This is a genomic window from Rhodobacter sp. Har01 (assembly GCF_020564565.1).
Classification (GTDB): domain Bacteria; phylum Pseudomonadota; class Alphaproteobacteria; order Rhodobacterales; family Rhodobacteraceae; genus Pseudogemmobacter.
The window spans coordinates 692293-709716 of the sequence record NZ_JAJCTD010000001.1; the positions used below are offsets into that span (position 1 = coordinate 692293).

The 17424-nt window shown below is 67.6% G+C and carries 15 protein-coding genes; 5 read left to right on the forward strand and 10 right to left on the reverse strand.

Translation table 11 applies throughout. The features are described from left to right. The first annotated feature begins 59 nt into the window (after window positions 1-59). Entirely contained in the window at window positions 60-419 is a 360-nt protein-coding gene (locus LHP98_RS03320) for an excinuclease ABC subunit A (RefSeq protein WP_227251058.1), read from the forward strand. A gap of 1 nt (window position 420) precedes the next feature. On the opposite strand, the gene uvrA is transcribed toward LHP98_RS03320, so the two are convergent. Continuing rightward, window positions 421-3279 carry an excinuclease ABC subunit UvrA gene (gene uvrA, locus LHP98_RS03325; RefSeq protein WP_227251059.1) on the reverse strand — a complete coding sequence of 953 codons (2859 nt, stop codon included), beginning with the start codon at window positions 3277-3279 and terminating at the stop codon, window positions 421-423. A 153-nt stretch (window positions 3280-3432) separates the two neighbouring features. Between uvrA and LHP98_RS03330 the strand changes: the two genes are divergently transcribed. After that, window positions 3433-3792, forward strand: coding sequence for a rhodanese-like domain-containing protein (locus tag LHP98_RS03330; RefSeq protein WP_227251060.1), 360 nt, complete (start codon window positions 3433-3435; stop codon window positions 3790-3792). On the opposite strand, the gene LHP98_RS03335 is transcribed toward LHP98_RS03330, so the two are convergent. The 8 genes from LHP98_RS03335 to LHP98_RS03370 form a co-directional block, all read right to left on the reverse strand. Then, window positions 3774-4946, reverse strand: coding sequence for an MFS transporter (locus LHP98_RS03335; protein WP_227251061.1), 1173 nt, complete (start codon window positions 4944-4946; stop codon window positions 3774-3776). The two genes, LHP98_RS03330 and LHP98_RS03335, sit on opposite strands and share 19 nt — an antisense overlap. An 83-nt stretch (window positions 4947-5029) precedes the next feature. Then, window positions 5030-5593, reverse strand: a complete 564-nt coding sequence (locus LHP98_RS03340; protein ID WP_227251062.1) for a class I SAM-dependent methyltransferase — start codon at window positions 5591-5593, stop codon at window positions 5030-5032. Window positions 5594-5596: 3 nt separating this feature from the next. Then, window positions 5597-6991, reverse strand: a complete 1395-nt coding sequence (gene lpdA, locus LHP98_RS03345; RefSeq protein ID WP_227251063.1) for a dihydrolipoyl dehydrogenase — start codon at window positions 6989-6991, stop codon at window positions 5597-5599. A 94-nt stretch (window positions 6992-7085) separates the two neighbouring features. Next, window positions 7086-7655 carry a DUF924 family protein gene (locus LHP98_RS03350; RefSeq protein ID WP_227251064.1) on the reverse strand — a complete coding sequence of 190 codons (570 nt, stop codon included), beginning with the start codon at window positions 7653-7655 and terminating at the stop codon, window positions 7086-7088. Window positions 7656-7709: 54 nt separating this feature from the next. Next, entirely contained in the window at window positions 7710-8963 is a 1254-nt protein-coding gene (locus tag LHP98_RS03355; RefSeq protein WP_227251065.1) for an MFS transporter, read from the reverse strand. A gap of 10 nt (window positions 8964-8973) precedes the next feature. Then, on the reverse strand, window positions 8974-9324 hold the full coding sequence (locus LHP98_RS03360; RefSeq protein WP_227251066.1) for a DUF3147 family protein: 351 nt from the start codon (window positions 9322-9324) through the stop codon (window positions 8974-8976). Continuing rightward, window positions 9321-10367 (reverse strand): tRNA preQ1(34) S-adenosylmethionine ribosyltransferase-isomerase QueA, encoded by a 1047-nt coding sequence (gene queA, locus LHP98_RS03365; protein WP_227251067.1) that lies wholly within the window; start codon window positions 10365-10367, stop codon window positions 9321-9323. The genes LHP98_RS03360 and queA overlap by 4 nt, the downstream gene beginning before the upstream one ends. Next, a complete protein-coding gene (locus tag LHP98_RS03370; protein WP_227251068.1) occupies window positions 10364-13618 on the reverse strand; it encodes an AsmA family protein in 3255 nt (1084 codons plus the stop codon). Before LHP98_RS03370 ends, queA begins: the two co-directional genes overlap by 4 nt. A 289-nt stretch (window positions 13619-13907) precedes the next feature. On the opposite strand from LHP98_RS03370, the gene LHP98_RS03375 reads away from it, so the two are divergent. From LHP98_RS03375 to LHP98_RS03385, 3 genes are all read left to right on the forward strand, one after another. After that, window positions 13908-14369 (forward strand): peroxiredoxin, encoded by a 462-nt coding sequence (locus LHP98_RS03375; RefSeq protein ID WP_227251069.1) that lies wholly within the window; start codon window positions 13908-13910, stop codon window positions 14367-14369. A gap of 293 nt (window positions 14370-14662) precedes the next feature. Continuing rightward, window positions 14663-16000 (forward strand): DUF5930 domain-containing protein, encoded by a 1338-nt coding sequence (locus LHP98_RS03380; protein ID WP_227251070.1) that lies wholly within the window; start codon window positions 14663-14665, stop codon window positions 15998-16000. Further along, window positions 15990-16514: a bactofilin family protein gene (locus LHP98_RS03385; RefSeq protein ID WP_227251071.1), complete on the forward strand. Its 525-nt coding sequence runs from the start codon at window positions 15990-15992 to the stop codon at window positions 16512-16514. Before LHP98_RS03380 ends, LHP98_RS03385 begins: the two co-directional genes overlap by 11 nt. Before the next feature lie 66 nt (window positions 16515-16580). Here LHP98_RS03385 and LHP98_RS03390 read toward each other — a convergent pair whose 3' ends face one another. Next, window positions 16581-17357 (reverse strand): DUF2189 domain-containing protein, encoded by a 777-nt coding sequence (locus LHP98_RS03390; RefSeq protein ID WP_227251072.1) that lies wholly within the window; start codon window positions 17355-17357, stop codon window positions 16581-16583. Window positions 17358-17424 lie beyond the last annotated feature (67 nt).

Genomic DNA, 17424 nt, shown 5'->3' on the forward strand with positions numbered 1-17424 from the left:
ATGTGTCTGGACCATCCGGGGGCGTATGGCGTTATCGGCAGGCTCGGATGGAGAATGCCATGACCCGGATCGTCACCCTCGCCGCCCTTATCCTGCTTGTCGCCGGCCCGGCGCTGGCGGACAAGCCTAGGCACAAGCCCAAGGCGCACGCGCCCGCCGCTCATTCTTCCTGCCCGCCGGGCCTGGCCAAGAAGAACCCGCCCTGTGTCCCGCCCGGACTGGCCAAGCAGGGCGCCTGGCAGGGCTACCGCGAAGGCGACCGCATCCGCGACGGCCATGTGCTTCTGGATGACCCCACTCGCTACCGGCTCGACCCGGCGCTGACCTATTGGCGCGTGGGCGAAAACCTGTACCGAGTCGACCCCGAGACCGGCCGCGTTCTGGCGGTTCTGGGCCTGCTGTCAACGCTGTTGAACTGACCTACTCTGCCGCCACCCGGCGCGCCTTGAGCATGTCCTTCAGGTAGTGCCCGGTGTGGCTGGCCTCGACCTTGGCGATCGCCTCCGGCGTGCCGGTCGCAATGATCCGCCCGCCGCCATCGCCGCCCTCCGGGCCGATGTCGATCACCCAGTCGGCGGTCTTCACCACGTCCAGGTTGTGCTCGATCACGATGACCGTATTCCCCTGATCGACAAGGGAATGAAGCACTTCCAGCAGTTTCCTCACGTCCTCGAAGTGCAAGCCGGTGGTCGGTTCGTCCAGGATGTACAGCGTCCGCCCGGTGGCGCGGCGGCTCAGCTCCTTGGACAGCTTCACCCGCTGCGCCTCGCCGCCTGACAGCGTGGTCGCCTGCTGGCCCACCTTGATGTACCCCAACCCCACCTCGCACAGCGCATCCATCTTCTCGCGGATCGCCGGCACGGCCTGGAAGAACTCGCGCGCGTCTTCGCAGGTCAGCTCAAGAACGTCTGCAATGCTCTTGTTCTTGAACTTTATTTCCAGGGTTTCACGATTGTAGCGGTGGCCTTTGCAGGTCTCGCAAGTGACATAGACGTCAGGCAGGAAGTGCATCTCGATCTTGATCACGCCGTCGCCTTGGCAGGCCTCGCAGCGCCCACCCTTGACGTTGAACGAAAACCGTCCCGGCCCGTAGCCCCGCGCCTTGGCCTCGGGCAGGCCGGCGAACCAGTCGCGAATTGGCGTGAAGGCCCCGGTATAGGTCGCCGGGTTCGACCGCGGCGTGCGTCCGATCGGCCGCTGGTCGATGTCGATCACCTTGTCCAGATGCTCGAACCCCTTGATCGTCTCGCAGGGCGCCGGTGTCTCGCGCGCGCCGTTCAGACGCCCCGCCGCGGTCTTGAACAGGGTCTCGATGGTCAGCGTCGACTTGCCGCCGCCCGAAACGCCGGTGACGCAGACGAACTTGCCCAGCGGAAATTCCGCCGTCACATTCTTGAGATTATTCCCCGAAGCCCCCACGACCGTTAGCTTTTTCCCGCTGCCATCGCGCCGCACCCGGGGCACCGGAATGGCCCGCGCGCCCGACAGATACTGCCCTGTCAGGCTGGCCGGATCGGCGGCGATCTCATCCGGCGTGCCGCGCGCCACGATCTGCCCGCCGTGCACCCCGGCCCCCGGCCCCATGTCGAAGACATAATCCGCCTCGCGGATCGCCTCCTCGTCGTGTTCCACCACCAGCACGGAATTGCCCTGGTCGCGCAGGTTCTTCAGCGTGGTCAGCAGCCGGTCGTTGTCACGTTGGTGCAGGCCGATGCTGGGCTCGTCCAGCACATACAGCACCCCCGTCAGCCCCGACCCGATCTGCGACGCCAACCGGATCCGCTGGCTTTCGCCCCCCGACAACGTCCCGGCATTGCGGCTCATCGTCAGGTAGTCCAACCCGACATTTACAAGGAATCCAAGCCGTTCGCGGATTTCCTTCAGAATCGCCCGGGCGATCTCGTTGTTCTGCGCGGACAGGCTGCCGGGCACGGTTTCCACCCAGGCATGGGCCTCGCGGATCGACATCCGCACCACCTCGCCGATGTGCAGCCCGCCGATCTTCACCGCCAGCGCCTCGGGCTTCAGCCGGTAGCCGCCGCAGGTGTGGCAGTCGCGGTTGTTCTGGTAGCGCTCCATCTCCTCGCGCGACCAGGCGCTGTCGGTTTCCCGGTAGCGGCGCTCGAAATTCGGGATGACACCCTCGAAGACGCGCCGCACCTTGTAGCTGCGCCCGCCCTCGTCATAGTTGAAGTCGATCTCCTGACCCTCTGATCCGTATAGGAAAAGCCGCTTCACCTGATCCGGCAGGTCACGCCATTTCGTCTTCTTGTCAAAGCCGTAGTGGCGGGCCAGCGCGTCCACGGTCTGGGTGAAGTAGGGCGATTTGGATTTCGCCCAAGGGGCGATCGCGCCCTGCGGAATCGACAACCCCTGGTCGGGAACAATTAGCCGTTCGTCGAAGTATAGCTCGACCCCCAGGCCATCACAGGCCGGGCAGGCCCCGAAGGGCGCGTTGAAGGAAAACAGTCGCGGTTCGATCTCGGCAATGGTGAACCCGCTGACCGGACAGGCGAATTTCTCCGAATAGGTGATCCGCTCGCCCTCGCCCTCGGCCGGCGCGGTCTCGATCACCGCGATTCCGTCCGCCAGGTTCAGCGCCGTTCGGAAGGAATCGGCCAGCCGCGTCTGCAGCCCCTCGCGCACCACGATGCGGTCCACCACCACGTCGATGTTGTGGCGAAACTTCTTGTCCAGAACCGGCGGGTCTTCCAACTCGTGAAACGCCCCGTTCACCTTGACCCGCTGGAACCCCTGCTTGCGCAGGTCCAGGAACTCTTTGCGGTATTCGCCCTTGCGGTCGCGCACGATGGGCGCCAGCAGATAGGCCCGCGTGCCCTCCTCCATCGCCATCACCGCATCCACCATGTCCTGCACCTGCATCGCCGTGATCGGCAGGCCGGTCGCCGGGGAATAGGGCGTGCCCACCCGCGCAAACAGCAGCCGCAGGTAATCGTAGATCTCGGTCACCGTGCCGACGGTGGACCGCGGGTTCTTCGACGTCGTCTTCTGCTCGATAGAAATCGCCGGGCTCAGGCCCGAGATATGGTCCACATCCGGCTTGCCCATCATGTCCAGGAACTGCCGGGCATAGGCCGACAGCGATTCGACGTATCTCCGCTGCCCCTCGGCATAGATCGTGTCGAAGGCCAGCGACGACTTGCCCGACCCCGACAGCCCGGTGATCACCACCAGCTGGTCGCGCGGGATGTCCAGGTCGATTCCCTTGAGGTTATGCTCGCGCGCGCCGCGCACCTCGATGAACTTGTGTTCCGCCATCCGCGACCCCTGACCTGAGACCCCAGAGATAGGGCAATTCGCCCCCGTATCCAACCGGATTTTGCGAACGAAGCAGGAACGGTTAGGTTCGACATCTCTTTACATATTCTTAGATTGATATATGTATCCTGGAACCAATCGAAAGGTTTGCCGATGTTTTCCTTCCTGCGCCCGTCCACTGGCCCCGCCTGCCCTCCCGTCTCCGAAATCGTCGCTGCCATGGCCCGCGGCGAGATGCAGCTTGTGGATGTCCGCGACACGGGAGAGCTGCGGGCCTCGGGCAAGGCCAAGGGCGCGATCCACATCTCCCTGGGCCTGCTGGCGCTGAAGGCAGACCCGAACGCCCCGGATACGATGCTGAAAATGGGGGTGCCGGTCGTGCTGTACTGCGCGTCCGGCGCACGGTCCGGAATGGCCGCGCAGATGCTGGCGCGGATGGGCTACGGGCCGGTGTGGAACCTGGGCGGCCTGGGCGACTGGATCGCCGGCGGCGGTCAGGTCGAGCGGGTCTGACGCCGGCCCGCCTGCCAGCCAACCACGGCAACCCCGGCCAGCGAAGCCAGCACCGCAACCGATGCCAGGGCCATCGGCCCGCCCGACGCCAGGATCGCCGCCAGCAGCGGCGTGCCGGTCGTGGTCCCCAGATTGCCAAGCTGTGCAATCGCCCCGGCGGCGCGGGCGCGGTCCTCGGGGCGGGTGTTCAACTCGGGGATCGAGGCGAAGCTGGCCCCCTGCACGATGCCAAGCGCGGCCGAAAGCCATAGCCCGGCTGCGACCATTCCCGCCCCCTGCCCCCAGAACGCCCAAAGCGCCACAAAGCCGGGCAAGGCCCAGACATAGCCCCACCGCACCAGCCGAACCGCGGACATCCGGCGCAGCAGCCAGACCCCAAGCGTCAGCGAAACGGCGATCGAGACCAGCGGCATCCCCGTCGCCATCCAGGCCCGCGACGCCAGGGGTGATTGCGGCGGCAGCAGGGTCAGGCAGGCCACATAGAGAAAGGTGTAAAAGCAGAACCCCATGGCCGGCGCCGCAAGCCAGGGCGAGGCATAGATCTCGACGTGCTGGCGCAGCAGGTTGCCCAGGCGCCCCCGCCCTTGCGGCGGATCGCGCGGCAGCGCCGCCCAAAGCACCCCGCCGATCCCCGCCATCCAGCCGGCATGAGCCAGGAACAGGGCCGGGGCGCCGCCCCAACCGATGATCCCCGGCGCAACCAGCGCCAGCGCCGCATAGGTGACGCCAAAGAAGCTGGACCACAACGTCATCGCCAAGGGCCGCCGGTCTTCCGAGGCCAACTGCGCAATCAGCACAGGCCCGACCACCACGATGGCCAGGTGCGACGCGCCCTCCAGCACCCGCGCGGCGATCATCACCGGATAGGCCGGCAACGTCGCCTGCACGACAGACACCGCGGTCCCCAGCGCCATGGCGCCCACGATGGCCCGCTTCGGCCCGATCCGGGCGACCAGCAGTCCCGCCGTGGTGCCGAAAATCAGCCCGACCATGCCGACAACCGAGACGACCAGCCCCAGCGCCGCCTCGCCCTGCCCGCCATACAGCGCCCGCAGGTCGTCATACAGCACCGAGATCTTGCCGAACTGCGCCGCCGCCCCCAGGCCAGCGGCCCAAAGGATCAGCACCAGCGCCATGGGGGGAAGCCGCACCATGCAGGATGGCTAGCAAGCCCGGCAGCGCAGCGCCACCCCTGCCACTTGCCCTTTGCCAAATACTCCCGCCGGAGGCGCCGCGCTCAGCCGCCGGGCTTGCGGCCCATGGCCCAGGCGACCAGCGGAAAGTCGGGGTCGTTGGTCAGGTCGTCTTCGGGCGTTGCCACCGGCGGCCAGGGCCGCTCAAGGTTGCGAGCGGCCGCGGCCCGGTTGCCCCACTGCGCGGCCATGATCGAATCTTCCTCGAATCCGGCCTCGATCAGCAGGTTCCGCAGCCCTCGGGCCGACCAGCGCGCGCAGTCCACCGGCACCGCATGGTAGGGAATGAAGAACGGCACGGCCAGCCAGAACCAGCCGCCTTTCTTCAGCATCTTCAGCACGTTCTTCGTGGCGGCAAAGGGCCGGTCGATATGTTCCCAGACCTGATTGGCCAGGATCACATCGAATTTCAACACCCGGCCCGCGGCATCGGCAAACGGCCCGACGCAGGGGTCGAACTCGGGAAAGTGGAACGACCGGTGCGACCGAAAGCCCAAGGTCTCGCCCCAGGCGCCCGATATCTCCGCCGCGTCCAGCGTGGCCGGGTCCAGATCGCGCAGCCAAGTGCGGCTGGTCTTCTGCATCACGATGCGGTTGAGCGAGGCCATGCCTCAGATGTGCAGCGCGCGGCCGTAGGCGTCAAGCACGGCCTCGTGCATCATCTCGCTCAGCGTCGGGTGCGGGAAGACGGTGTTCATCAGGTCTTCCTCGGTGGTCTCCAGGGCGCGGCCCACCACATAGCCCTGGATCAGCTCGGTCACTTCCGCGCCGACCATGTGGGCGCCCAGCAATTCGCCGGTCTTCGCATCGAAGACGGTCTTCACCAGGCCCTCGGATTCCCCCAGGGCAATCGCCTTGCCGTTGCCGATGAACGGAAAACGGCCGACCTTGATCTCGTATCCTGCGGCCTTGGCCTTTTCTTCCGTCATCCCGACACTGGCGATCTGCGGGTGGCAATAGGTGCAGCCGGCAATGCTGCCGGGCTTGATCGGATGCGGATGCCCGCCGGCGATCAGTTCGGCCACCATCACGCCTTCATGGCTGGCCTTGTGTGCCAGCCAGGGCCCGCCGGCGATGTCGCCGATGGCGAACAGCCCCGGCACGCCGGTGCGGCAGAATTCATCCGTCACCACATGGGTCCGGTCGACCTTCACCCCCAGCGCCTCAAGCCCCAGGCCCTCGACATTTCCGACGATCCCCACTGCCGAGATCACCGTGTCGAAGGTCCGCGTCTCGACCTGGCCGCCGTGTTCGATATGGGCGGTCACCATGCCATCGACCCGGCCCAGGCTTTTCACCGAGGCCTTTTCCAGGATTGTCATCCCCTGCTTGACGAATTGCTTCCGGGCGAAGGCACTGATCTCGGCATCTTCAACCGGCAGGATTCGGTCCATCACTTCAACCACCGTGGTCTTCGCGCCCAGTGTGTTGAAGAAGCTAGCGAATTCGATGCCGATCGCGCCCGAGCCGATGATCAGCAGGTGTTGCGGCATCCGCTTGGCCACCAGCGCATGCTTGTAGGACCAGACCAACTCGCCGTCCGCCTCAAGCCCCGGCAGATCGCGCGCCCGGGCGCCGGTGGCAAGAACGATGTTCTTCGCCGTCAGCGTCTCGGCGCCCTTGTCGGTTTTCACCGACACCACGCCGGCCTTGGGCAAGGTCGCGGTGCCCATGAAGACAGTGACCTTGTTCTTCTTCATCAGGTGCCCGATGCCGCCCGACAACTGCTTGGCCACCGCCCGGCTGCGGGCCACCACGGCCGGCAAGTCGAAGGAAATGCCCGTGGCCGCCAGGCCGAAGTCCTTGGCGCGGTGCATCAGGTGGAACACCTCGGCCGACCGCAGCAGCGCCTTGGTCGGGATGCAGCCCCAGTTCAGGCAGATGCCCCCCAGATGCTCGCGCTCCACGATGGCGACCTTGAGGCCCAGCTGCGACGCCCGGATCGCGGCGACGTAGCCGCCGGGGCCGGCGCCGACCACCACCACGTCAAAGCTCTGGTCCGCCATTCTTCCCTCCCTCGGAAAAGTGGTTTGGCCTTAAACTATCGCCCTGTGCCGGACAACACCAGCCGCGCCAGGGCCCCATGCAAATCCTGCATGGCTAACCCTTCATTTCCCGCACCACCGCGCCATAGCCGCCCGTCGCCAGGAAGGCCGCCTCCTCGGGTGTGCTGTCCCGGCCCAGGGCCGCGTTGCGAAACGGAAACCGGCCGAACCGGCGGATGATCTCGGCATGCGCCCGGGCATGCAGCGCCAACTCCGGGTCCGAGGCCATCCGTTCCTCCATCAGGCGCACTGCCAGGGCCTGGTCGGCGGGGTCCTCGGAATGCTCGAAGGGCATGTAGAAGAACTGCCGCTCGGGTTCCGGCGCGCCCAGGTCCCAGCCGGCCTCCAGCGCCGCCCGCGCCGCCGCCCGGGCCTGCGCGTCGGTGGCAAAGGCCAGGGCCTGGCCGCGGTGGATGTTGCGGGCGAACTGGTCGGCGATCACCAGGTAGGCCAGCGTCGCCACCGTGCCCTCGACCCAATGCTCAAGGCCGCCGTCGTGCAACGCCTGCCAGTCCTCGCCGAAGCGCACGGCACAGGCATCGTCGATCTCGGGCGAGCCGACATACCAGCCCGCAGGCCCGATCTCGCCCAGCCAGAAATCCAGCACGTCCACAGGGTCAGCCATGACGGGTCCTCCCGGGCGCCCACCCTGACAGGCCCCTGCCCGCGGTGCAACCTCTCAGCCCCGGGGCGCCTCGGGCGACGGGCCAAGCTCGGGCGCGTTTTCCATCACCGCCATCGCCGCCACGGTGGACGCGGTCGGCGTCACCCCGCGGTAGGCCCCGGTGACCGAAGGCGAGGCCCGGCGCGTCATCCGCCACAGCGCATAGGCCGCCTGCACGGCATAGAGCACGGCCATGTAGAGGAAGAACCCCCGGGTGCCGACCACCCCCATCAGCCAGCCGGTGACCAGCGGCCCGAAGATCGCGCCAAACCCGTTCAGAAAGATCAGCCCGGCCGAGGCCGCCGCCATCTGCTCGCGCGACAGGAAGTCGTTGGTATAGGCGATCAGCAGCGAATACATCGGATAGGTGATGCCCCCCAGCACCGCGGCCACCCCCAGAAGCGCCCAGAACGGCAAGGGCACCGCAGCCGCCACCGCCAGCACCGCGGCGGCGATGATCGACAGCCACAGCATGATCTGCCGCCGGTCCATCCGGTCGGAAATCCAGCCCACCGGATATTGCAGCAGCAGCCCGCCGACATAGAGGAACGAGATGAACAGCGCGATCTGCTGCACGCTCAGCAGGCTCAGCGTGCCCCAGACCGAGGCCATCCCGAACATCGCCGAGAACACCCCGCCCGAAATCAGCATCCCCACACAGCCCAAGGGCGAGATGCGGAACAACTCGCGAAAGCCCAGCCGCACGGTGGTGGAAAAGTTGGGCGTCGGGCTGTCGGCCAGCAGCAAGGGCAGAAAGGCCAGCGACACCAGCACCGAAGGGATCAGGAACATGTCGTAGCCGAAGGGATCGCCCGCGGCCAGCAACCCCTGCGCGGCGACGATGCCCAGCATCTGCACGATCATGTAGGCCGACAGCGCCTGCCCTCGCGTCTCGTTGGTGGAAATGTTGTTCAGCCAGCTTTCGGCGGTGATGTAGATGCCGGCAAAGCCAAAGCCGATCACCACCCGCATCAGCGCCCAGATCTGCCATTCCACCAGCATCGGATACAGCACCAGCACGGCCGAGATCAGCGACCCCAGCGCCGCAAAGACCCGCACATGGCCCACCCGCCGGATCATCGCCGGCGCCCGCAAAGACCCCAGCAGGAAGCCCAGGAAATAGGCCGACATGACCACCGACAGTTCCAGCGTATCGAACTGCTCCAGCGTGCCCCGGATGCCCAAGAGCGAGCCCTGCACGCCGTTTCCGACCATCAGCAAGAGCACGCCCAGAAGCAGCGGCCAGGTCTTGAGCGCGACTCTCAGCATCGCTGTTCCGTCACAGTCTCAGCCCAAACCGCGGGGCCAGCCAGAGCATCAGGAAATACAGCGCAACCGTCACCCCGCAGCCAGCCAGAAGCGCTGTCCAGAAGCCGAAACCCGACCGCATCAGCCAGGGCAGCAGCAGGAACATCTGCAGCGAGGGCAGCACATACCAGAACGTCGCCTCGGCATGCGCCGCAATCCGGGCAGGCTCCAGGCCATCGCGCCACATCCAGATCATCCCCAGCACCGAAACCAGCGGCAAGGATGCCACCAGCGCCGCGAAGCCCGGGCTGCGCCGGGCGATCTCGGCGATAAGGGCGATGATCAGGCCGGACAGTGCGGCCTTCAGGATGAACCAGCTCATGGCGTCCGTTCCGGAACAAGCAGCGAGGCGTCGCCGTAAGAGAAGAAGCGATAACCGGCGCGGATGGCATGATCGTAGATCCGGTCGATCCGCGGCTTGCCCATCAGCGCCGCAACCAGCATCAGAAGCGTCGATCGCGGCAGGTGGAAGTTGGTCATCAGGGCATCGGTGACCCGGAACCGGAAGCCCGGGGTGATGAAGATGTCGGTCGGCCCTTCCCAGGCTTCGACCTGGCCACCGCGCGCGGCGCTTTCGATCAGCCGCAGGGCGGTGGTGCCGACCGGGATCACCCGTCCCCCCGCGGCCCGGGTCGCGTTGATCTCGGCCGCGGCTTGCGGCGTGACGCGGCCCCATTCGGCATGCATCCGGTGCGTCGCCACGTCCTCGACCTTGACCGGCAGAAAGGTGCCCGCGCCGACGTGCAGGGTGACCTCGGTGACGTCCACGCCCCCCGCCTTCAGGGCCGCCAGCAGGTCGGCATCGAAATGCAGGCTGGCCGTGGGCGCGGCCACGGCGCCGGCGTGGCGGGCAAAGACGGTCTGGTAATCGGTCTTGTCCTGCGCGTCGGCGGCCCGTTTCGCGGCGATATAGGGCGGCAGCGGCATGGCCCCCACCTCGGCCAGCGCCGCATCGAAGGCCTCGGCGTCCAGGTTGAAACGCAGCCGCAGGTCGGCCTCGCCCTTCTCGGCCACCTCTGCCGACAGCCGGTCGGAGAACACGATCACCTCGCCGGGCTTCAGCTTGCGCAGCGGTTTCGCCAGTGCCCGCCAACCGCCCGCCGCCGCAGGCTCCAGCAGCGTCACCTCGACCCTGGCCACCGCCTCGCCGCGTGTCCGCTGCCCGAACAGCCGCGCCGGGATGACCCTTGTGTTGTTCAGCACCAGCCGGTCGCCCGGCCGCAGCAGGCCCGGCAGGTCGCGCACATGCAGGTCGCGGATGGCATCGCCTTGCGCCACCAGCAGCCGCGCCGAGGTGCGCGGGCGGGCGGGACGGGTGGCGATCAGCGCCTCGGGCAGGTCGAAGTCGAAATCCGACAGCCTCATCCGCCGCCGCCTTCCAGCGTCGGCACCGGCCGGCGGAAGATCTCGCGGAACATTGCCGGGGTCAGGATCGACAGCGGATTGACGCTGACCTGCGGATTGTCCGAGGTGCCCGTCATCCGGTAGTTGAAGCCGAACACCCCCTCGCCCTTGCGGGTGAAGATCTGCCCGATGCCGTTCAGCAGATAGATCGGCGAGATCGTGCCCTGGATGTCCATCTGCCCGCTGCCAAAGCGGTAAAGCCCCGCGAAGGACAGGCCCAGCGAGGCGCCCATGGCGGCACCGCGGCGGATTTCCACCCCCTCGGGGCGCAACAGGAACTCGGCGTCGCCCTCGTTGAACTGGATGCCCTGGCCGTTCATCTGCTCCAGCAGGCCCACCACGGACACCGCCGACAGAAGCTCGGCCAGCGCCGGGGCGCCCTGCACCGACAGGGCCTTGAAGGCAGCGATCCCGACATAGGTGCCCTCGGCCCCGCGCGGCTGCAGCGTCAGGTCCAGCGTGCCGCCGCGGCCCTTGGCAAAGACCCCGGCCGCCGCCATGACGGCCCCGGCATCGTCCGACCGGATGCGCACCGCTGTGCCCCCGCTGGTCGGTACCGTCGTGCCCTCGATCCGGCCCTTGCCGTTGACCGAAGCACCGAAGCTGCCGTCCAGGCCCCCGCGAGAGATCTTGAAGTTGCCCTGGAACCCGGTCAGCGCGATTCCGGTCGAGATCACCAGCCGGTCCAGCGCCACCGCGATCGCGCCGCTGCCGCCGCCGTCGCCGCCCGAGGGCCGGTTGCGCAGGTCCAGCGTGCCGCCGGTCAAGGCGACGCCCACCGCCTTGCCCGCTCCGCGCCCGGTGATCTCGACCGAGGCGTCAAGCCACTTGCCCACCGTCAGCCTGGGAAACACGGCCTTGTCCAGCCCGCCGCCCTGGCGGGTGGAAAGCCGGCCCTCGGCCGTCAGCCCGGCGGCCTTGAGCGCGATCCGGCCCACCTGCGGCGGCGACGACAGCGTGGCCTCGACCGTCAACTCGCCCGCCGTGCTGGCCTTTTTCGACCAGGACAGCGCGCCGACCTTCAGTGTGGCGCCCGTCAGGTCGCTGGTCAGCACCAGTTCGGCCGGCGCCCCGCGGGTCAGCGCCAGGTCCACCGTGGCGGTGGTGCTGCCGGCGAACCAGCCCTCGGGCAAGGTCACGCCCAGGGCGCGCAGATTGGCGTCGCTCAGCTCGGCCGTGCCGCGCACGCTGGACCTGCCGGCCGCTTCCGGGGCGAACTCCTGTTCGTAGCGGGCGACGATGGGCATCTCGGCCAGCATCCCCTCGCCCGACAGCGTCATGCCCTGGCGCGTGACCTTCACCGCCATGTCCGGGCTGGTCACCCATTGCCCCGGCACCAGCTGATCGGACCGGAAATCGACCACCCGCCCCGAGACGTCATAGGTCACGTCCTCGGGCAACACCCTGGCCTTCAGCGGAAACCGCAGGTCCGAAACCAGCACCGCCCGCCCGCTGCCCAGGTCCACCGGCCGCCCGGCCTTGGTGATGAAGCGGAACGGCTCCTGGTCCAGCAGCGACAGCGTGGCGGTCAGGTCGGCGTCGGTCAGCAGCCGCACCTCGGCATCGGCCGGGCGGCGGGTGATGTCGGGCACCCGGAACACCGACCCGGCGACGTCGATCCGGCCCCCCATCGGCGCCGTGACATGACCGCCCTCCAGCACCACGGTATAGGAGTTGCCCTCGATGACGGCACGGCCGCGGCCGTCCTGCACTGGCGGCAGGGTGCGGATGAAACGCACCTCTGCGCCCGAGAATTCATAGTCCAGGGCAAAGCGCGGCGCGGCCCCCGGGGCCAGCCGCAGCGCCGCGTCCACATCCTGCAATTCGCCCTGGCCCACGTTCTCGGCCAGCCAGTCGCGGGTCTGCGCCACCGCTGCGACCGGCCACAACTTGACCAGCCGCTCGGTCGAGATCGCGTTCAGGCTGACGTCCAGCGCGGTCTCGACGCCCGCCTCGCCCGCCGCGATCTGCCCGCGCAGCGTCAGCCGTTCCTCGCCCTCGACCAGCGTCAGTTGGCCGATCTCGGCCCGGAACGGCCGCAGCCACAGCGCCAGGTCCAACACCCCGTCCGAGAACCGCACCGGCGCCGCGAACAGGCCCTCCGGGTCCACCATCGCCTCCGAGAAATCCAGCTGCACCACCAGCGCCTCGGGCAGCATGCCCGCCGCCGCCGGGACACCGGCGGCGTCCAGCAGGTCGATCGAGCCGGCCGCCTTGACCCGCAGCGAGTCGCTTTCCACCGTCATCGCATCCAGCCACACCCGGTTGCGCCCTGGCAGATAGCGCAGCGCCAGACCCGCGGCGTCAAACCCCACCGGCTGGGCCGCGGCATCGACCCGCAAAGACCCCTCGCCCAGGGTCAGTTGCGCCTCCATCCCGGACAGCCGGCCATGCTCGTCCAGATTGCCCACCAGCCGCCCCGAGATCGGCGCCGTCACCACCTCCAGAAAGGCCAGCGGCGCGGCCTGCACCGCCAGGTCGGCCGAGGCGACGCGGTCCACCATCGCCCAGAGCCGGGCCGAACTGTCGGCCTTGTCGGTCTGCACCGCCAGCCGGGCCTGGGCCGAGGTTGCGCCATCCAGCAGCGTCAGGCTCAGTTCCGCCGCCAGCGCCCCCGGCTTGTTTTCCACCACCAGCCGGCCATCGCCCACCTCCCACACCCGGCCGGCCCGTCGGTCGGTCAGCGTCAGGGTCAGCGCATCGGCTTCGATCAGGCGCAGCCCGGCCAGCGCCTCGGATGAAAACATCCGGTCCAGCGCGTCCAGCAGGTCGGCCGCGCCTCGCGGCCCCGGGCTGCCGGACAACTGGCCAAGGCTCAGCGCGATCCGGCCTTCTTCGTCGCGGGTCACCGCGATCCGGGCGCCGCTCAGCCGCAGGCTGCCGGGGCGCAGGTGCCCTGTCAGCAGCGCACCGGCATCCAGCGTCGTGCGCACCTCGGGCAGCGCCACCAGCGACTGCCCCGAAGGCTCGACCAGGCGGATGTCGCGCACCACGATCCGCGGCACCAGATCGCGCTCGACCGAGACCTCGATCGACCCCAGCGACAGCGCCGCCCCCTGCGGCAGATGCGACCCGCCGATCCGCGCGTTGATCCGGTCCTCGACCTCGGCCACGGCCCAGACCGGCAGACGGATCGGCCGCCCGGTCAGCACCAGCGCCGCAAGCCCCACGGCGCAGACCAGCAATCCCGAGACCAGCGCGACCCAGAGCATTGTGCCCGCACCCGACCGGCGCCGGCCGCGCCGCCGGTCCGCGGCGGACGGCACGGCCGGTTCTGCCGCAACGCTCACCGGCGCCACAGCCTCCTTGCCGTCCTCATGCCTGTCGTCGTGCCTGTCGTCCGCCAAGGCCTGCGTCGCCTTTCCCCTGAATCGCGCCACCGAGGCCCGTCTTGAGGCCCGTCTTGGGGCCCGTCTTGTTGTGCCGCGGGCCTAGCCTTTATCTTTGCCGCAAGGCAACTAGAACACAAAGCACCGTGAACCGAAACGCCAAGGAGCTGCCATGCCCGCCGCCGGAACCCAAGCCCCCGATTTCACCCTGCCCCGCGACGGCGGGTCGACCGTCACCCTGTCGGCGTTCCGCCCCGGCAAGGTGGTGCTGTATTTCTATCCCAAGGACGACACCCCTGGCTGCACGCTGGAAGCGCAGGATTTCACTGCCCGCGGCGCTGCCTTCGCCGCCGCCGGCACCACGGTGATCGGCATTTCCAAAGACAGCGTGAAGGCGCATGACAAGTTCTGCAAGAAACACGCGCTTTCTGTCATCCTGGCCTCGGACGAGACCGGCCACACTTGCGAAGACTACGGCGTCTGGGTCGAAAAAAGCATGTATGGCAAGACCTACATGGGAATCGAGCGCACCACGGTCCTGATCGACGGCACCGGCAAGATCGCGCAGGTCTGGCCCAAGGTCTCGGTCAAGGGCCATGCCGACGAGGTGCTGGCCGCGGCGCAGGCGCTGTAAGGCCGCCACTGGCCGCAAGCGCCGTGCCGGGGCAGGCCAACCGCTTGTTTTCTGAGGGCAATCCATCGTCCCATCGCGGAAAAGGTGCATCTCGACTCCGCATAATCGGCGGGTTTTTGCCGATCCGTCGCCTGTTTCGCGCGCGTTTTGGCGGGTTACGGTCAAAAATCTTGCCGGCCCGGCATGGCTTGGCTAAGCAAGGTCAAGCCTTTGGGCATTCCGGTCCGATCTGCCTGGACCCGTGCCCTGCTGCAAGCCGGCCAAGCCGCCCCGCAAACACGGACCTGTCCCACGTGCTCACGCGCCTTGCCTTCCGGATCAATACCCAGCTCGAGCGCTATTTCCCCGAACAGCGCCTGTTCCTGAAATCCGATTCCGGAACCCATTTCATCCGCCTGCGCCCCGCAACCCAGGCGGTGGCCGCGACCGTCGGCGCGCTGGCGGTGGCCTGGACCATCGTCGCCACCGCGCTGATCATGATGGACAGCATCGGGGCCGGGTCCGCCCGGGAACAGGCACAGCGCCGCCAAAGCCTGTTCGAGGAACGCCTGACCGTGCTCTCGACCGACCGCGAGGCCCGTGCCGAAGAGGCGATCCACGCCCAGGAACGCTTCAACGCCGCCCTCGACGAAGTCTCGAAGATGCAAGAGATGCTGCTGGCCTCCGAAGATCGCCGGCGCGAGCTGGAAACCGGCATCGACGTGATCCAGAACACGCTGCGCCGCACCATCAAGGACCGCGACGCGGCCCGCGCCGAGGTGGACCGCCTGACCCTGGCGCTGAACCAGTCCTCCGGCGGGGCGACCGAGGTCGGCCGTATCCGCGACACCGCGGCGACGCTGGACTATCTGACCTCGGCCCTGGGCGACACCGCACGCGACCGCGATGCGAAACAGGCCGCGACCGAAAAGGCCAGGGCCGACCTCGCCGCGCTCGAGGTCGAGAAGCGCGCGCTCGAGATGAAGAACGACGCCATCTTCGCCAAGCTGGAAGAGGCCGTGACGGTGTCGATGGAGCCGCTGGACAAGATGTTCCGCGCCGCTGGGCTTGACCCCGACGACCTGATCTCCTCGGTCCGCAAGGGCTATTCCGGCCAGGGCGGGCCGTTGTCGCCGATCAGCATGTCGACCTCGGGGCTGCCGCTGACCGCCGACGAAGTGCGGGCGAACGCGATCCTCAAGGAGCTTGAGGAGATGAACCTGTATCGCATGGCCGCCTTCAAGGTGCCGCTGGGGATGCCGGTCAAGTCGGCGGTGCGCTTCACCAGCGGCTTCGGCGGGCGCAGCGATCCCTTGGGCCGTGGCTACCGGATGCACGACGGTCAGGACCTGGCCGGCGACTACGGCACGCCGATCTTTGCCACCGCGGACGGGGTGGTGGTCCACGCCGGCTGGGAAAACGGCTATGGCCGCCTGATCAAGATCCAGCATGCCTTCGGCATCGAAACCCGCTTTGGCCACCTGTCGCAGATCCGGGTCGAGGTCGGCCAAAGGGTCTCGCGCGGCGAGCGGATCGGTGATATGGGCAACTCAGGCCGGTCCACCGGCACCCACCTCCACTACGAAGTCCGGATCGGCGGAGGGGCCGTCAACCCGATGAAGTTCATAAAGGCAGCCAGCGATGTTTTCTAAGAGCCGCATCAACGAGCCAGGAGCAAAGCCCGAGGCCGAGAAACCCAAAGCCCCGGAGACCCCGATGAGCAGCAAGCCGACCATGGATTTCATGCCGTCCACGCCGAAAGGCAAGGCTGTCGCCTCGGTCCTGTCCTCGGACCTGACCGTTGTCGGCAACCTGCGCACCTCGGGCGACATCCAGGTCGAAGGCACCGTCGAAGGCGATATCCGCGCCCATCTGCTGACGGTCGGCGAAAGCGCCACCATCCGCGGCGAGATCGTCGCCGATGACATCGTGGTGAACGGCCGCGTCATTGGCCGCGTGCGCGGGCTGAAGGTCCGCCTGACCTCGACCGCCCGGGTCGAGGGCGACATCATCCACAAGACCATCGCCATCGAATCCGGCGCCCATTTCGAAGGCTCGGTGCAGCGCCAGGAAGACCCGCTCGCCTCGGGCCGCTCCTCGGCCAACCTGCCGCCGCTGCGCAGCAGCGTGCCTGTCGAGCCGCTTTCGGAACCCGAAGCGCCCTGACATCCGACCTGTCGGAAAAACAAGAAAGGCCTCGCCGCGGCGGGGCCTTCTGCTTTTGCGCTTGGCCTATCCGATGGCCCGCCGGTACAGGTGCCAGCTGGCATAGCCGAACACCGGCAGCACCAGGAAAAGACCGAAGAACAGCGGCAGCATGCCGATGAACAGGCAGGCCGCGATCAGCGCGCCCCAGCTCAGCATGATCACCGGGTTCTGCCGCACCAGCGCAAAGCTGGTCAGCATCGCGGTGACATAGTCGATGTCGCGGTCCAGCAGCATCGGCAGGCTGACCACCGTCAACGAGAACAGCAGCGTGGCGAAGGCCGCCCCCACCAGCGTGCCCATCGCCAGCATCCCCAGGCCTTCCGGCGTCAGGAACACCGCCAGCGACGAACTGACATTGGTCATCGTCGCATTGCCCAGGAACAGCGCAAAGATCATGTGCGCCAGGAAGTTCCAGAACAGGAAGAACACCACGACCATGGCCGCCATCGAGGGGATCTGGCCGTCCTTCTGGCGGAACACGACCCCCATGATCTGGTGGCGGTTCAGCGGGATTCCCTGCTCCAGCCGGCGCGAGATCTCATAGTAGCCGCAGGCGATGAACGGCCCCAGGATGGGAAACCCCGCCGCCGCCGGCAGCGTCCACCAGAGCTGGCCCTTGATCGAGACCGCCCAGATCACCAGCCAGCCGCCGATCACGTAGATGCAGGAAAAGAACAGCCCGTAGGTCGGCGCCTCCAGGAAATCGCGCCAGCCGGCGGCCAGGCTTTCCTTCAGGTCGCTCCAGTCCAGCTCATAGACCTCGGGCACCGCAGCAGGCGGGGCGGCAGTCTGGTCGGCCATCGCAGTCTCCTTCTCCCATGGAAAAGGTTAGTCCACGATGTATCCTTCAGCAAAGAATTTCGCTCCG

What these genes read in the sequence shown, in the direction of transcription:
- LHP98_RS03320 (WP_227251058.1), top strand. Translation starts at nt 60, where the DNA reads ATGACCCGGATCGTCACCCTCGCCGCCCTTATCCTGCTTGTCGCCGGC.
- uvrA (WP_227251059.1), bottom strand. Translation starts at nt 3,279, where the DNA reads ATGGCGGAACACAAGTTCATCGAGGTGCGCGGCGCGCGCGAGCATAAC.
- LHP98_RS03330 (WP_227251060.1), top strand. Translation starts at nt 3,433, where the DNA reads ATGTTTTCCTTCCTGCGCCCGTCCACTGGCCCCGCCTGCCCTCCCGTC.
- LHP98_RS03335 (WP_227251061.1), bottom strand. Translation starts at nt 4,946, where the DNA reads ATGGTGCGGCTTCCCCCCATGGCGCTGGTGCTGATCCTTTGGGCCGCT.
- LHP98_RS03340 (WP_227251062.1), bottom strand. Translation starts at nt 5,593, where the DNA reads ATGGCCTCGCTCAACCGCATCGTGATGCAGAAGACCAGCCGCACTTGG.
- lpdA (WP_227251063.1), bottom strand. Translation starts at nt 6,991, where the DNA reads ATGGCGGACCAGAGCTTTGACGTGGTGGTGGTCGGCGCCGGCCCCGGC.
- LHP98_RS03350 (WP_227251064.1), bottom strand. Translation starts at nt 7,655, where the DNA reads ATGGCTGACCCTGTGGACGTGCTGGATTTCTGGCTGGGCGAGATCGGG.
- LHP98_RS03355 (WP_227251065.1), bottom strand. Translation starts at nt 8,963, where the DNA reads ATGCTGAGAGTCGCGCTCAAGACCTGGCCGCTGCTTCTGGGCGTGCTC.
- LHP98_RS03360 (WP_227251066.1), bottom strand. Translation starts at nt 9,324, where the DNA reads ATGAGCTGGTTCATCCTGAAGGCCGCACTGTCCGGCCTGATCATCGCC.
- queA (WP_227251067.1), bottom strand. Translation starts at nt 10,367, where the DNA reads ATGAGGCTGTCGGATTTCGACTTCGACCTGCCCGAGGCGCTGATCGCC.
- LHP98_RS03370 (WP_227251068.1), bottom strand. Translation starts at nt 13,618, where the DNA reads ATGCTCTGGGTCGCGCTGGTCTCGGGATTGCTGGTCTGCGCCGTGGGG.
- LHP98_RS03375 (WP_227251069.1), top strand. Translation starts at nt 13,908, where the DNA reads ATGCCCGCCGCCGGAACCCAAGCCCCCGATTTCACCCTGCCCCGCGAC.
- LHP98_RS03385 (WP_227251071.1), top strand. Translation starts at nt 15,990, where the DNA reads ATGTTTTCTAAGAGCCGCATCAACGAGCCAGGAGCAAAGCCCGAGGCC.
- LHP98_RS03390 (WP_227251072.1), bottom strand. Translation starts at nt 17,357, where the DNA reads ATGGCCGACCAGACTGCCGCCCCGCCTGCTGCGGTGCCCGAGGTCTAT.